This window comes from Candidatus Magnetaquicoccus inordinatus (assembly GCF_004217665.1).
Taxonomy (GTDB): domain Bacteria; phylum Pseudomonadota; class Magnetococcia; order Magnetococcales; family Magnetaquicoccaceae; genus Magnetaquicoccus; species Magnetaquicoccus inordinatus.
Map to the genome: position 1 here is coordinate 1 of NZ_RXIU01000383.1, position 1821 is coordinate 1821.

2 protein-coding genes are annotated in these 1821 nt (G+C 55.7%); both read right to left on the bottom strand.

Annotation, left to right across the window (positions count from 1 at the left end; translation table 11 throughout):
* Nucleotides 1-19 precede the first annotated feature (19 nt).
* Entirely contained in the window at nt 20-355 is a 336-nt protein-coding gene (locus EJP87_RS15860; RefSeq protein WP_130472823.1) for a response regulator, read from the bottom strand.
* The coding region (locus EJP87_RS15865; RefSeq protein WP_130472824.1) for a sensor histidine kinase at nt 352-1821 on the bottom strand (1470 nt) is incomplete at its 5' end. The genes EJP87_RS15865 and EJP87_RS15860, both read right to left, overlap by 4 nt.

Here is a 1821-nt window from a genome sequence, read left to right on the forward strand (position 1 = left end):
AACTCTCTGGTTTGCCGGTCTATTTTGGACTGTATACCGCCCTGGTGCCGGCCTTTTTGGGGGCGTTGTGGGGCTCCGCCACGGCGGATTCCAGGGTGGCAAAACCGGTGATCAGAATGACTTCACTGTCGGGCCAGCGCTCACGGCACAGTTGTAACACGGCCATGCCATCCGCTCCATCCATGCGCAGGTCGGTCAGAATGACATCAAAGGAGTGGTTTTGTAACAGTTCGATGGCCTGTGGACCACTATCGAGGGCGGTGACTTTATAGCCGCTTTTGCGCATGACATGCGTCAGGTTACGCACGGCAATGGTTTCGTCGTCCACGATCAGAAGGGATTGTTGCTCGTTCATGGCACTCCATTCATGCGCTTGGGCGCTGTCTCGGCGAGGGGCAGGGCGATACGAAAACGGGTTCCTTTGCCAGGGGCACTTTCGGCCACAATGGCGCCAAGGTGCTCCTCGACAATGTCAAAGACCACGGCCAAGCCCAGACCGGAGCCTTTGCCAACGGCCTTGGTGGTAAAAAAGGGGTCAAAAATGCGTTCCAAAATGTCTGGGGCGATGCCGGAACCGTTATCTTCGACGCGGATCTCCCACCAGGGGCGCTCCCGCAGGCGTTGGCAAGCAGAGCGCAGGGGATCATCGGGATAGAGGGTGAGATCGGGCGGCGGCAGGGCACGAAAATGAATGGTGCCAGAGGTGGCAATGGCCTCAATGGCATTGGTCAACAGGTTAATGAAGAGTTGTTGCAAACGCTGACGATCCCCCAGCAGTTGCAATTCAGATGGAACCCAGTTGTAGACGGTGATAGAGGAAGGGATATTGCCCTTGTTGAAGCGGATGACCTCGCGGAGCAGTTCAGCAAGAGGGATGGCTTCCTGGTAGAAGGGGCGTTCGCGGGCAAAGTCGAGCAGGGAGCGAACAATGTTACGCGCCCGCTGAACCTGCAGATCGATTTGGTTGAGCATCTCAAGGTGAAAGCGATTATCGCACTCCTGCCACTCCTCCTGCAATATTTGGCAGGAGGTAAACACATTGGAGAGGGGATTGTTGAGTTCGTGCGCCACGCCGGAGAGCAAGGTGCCCATGGCCGCCAACTTTTCCGAACGCAAGAGGTGTTTATGGCGCACAGCCAACTCATGGAGGACGCGGTTGAAGGCTTCGGTCAGGGAGAGAATTTCCCGGTCGCGACTGGGCAGGTGCAAGGTCGCGAGGTTGCCGGCTGCAACGGCATTCATGCTCTCTTCCAACTGTTTGAGCGGGGTGACGACCCGTTGCGAAAGCACACGCCCCAGCAGGGTGATACCGATCAGGACCGTAATGACGGCCATCAGCAACAGGGTACGATGATTTTGCAGGGCGCTGCGGATGGAGAGTCGTTCGCGGGTTGCCATCTCTTCGGCGCTGGTGACCAGGGCCTTGCCGAGCATGCGCAGGCGATTTTCCAGATTTTCGCCGGTGGTTTGTGGGTGCGGGGATTTGATTTCGTTGGCGACCAAAGTTTGATAGTTGCGCAATAACGCCTGGATATGTTGGATCTGTTGTGTGCCGGTCAAGGTGGCCAGCGCCGGGAGAATGAGAACCTCTTGCAACCGGGAGGCAAACTCCAAAATCTGATCGATATCTTCATTTTGGCGATAGAGCAACCAGTTTTTTTCGTAACGGCGCATCTCCAGCACATGGTTGAGCAGTTCGCTGACATGGTTGCCATCTTCGACTCTGCTTTCTACCAGACGGAGATCGATCAGGGTAAAAAGCGATAAACACAAAATAATCGCGCTGATGGCATAATATCCCTGAACCACTTTGATCTGAAG

What these genes read in the sequence shown, in the direction of transcription:
- EJP87_RS15860 (WP_130472823.1), bottom strand. Translation starts at nt 355, where the DNA reads ATGAACGAGCAACAATCCCTTCTGATCGTGGACGACGAAACCATTGCC.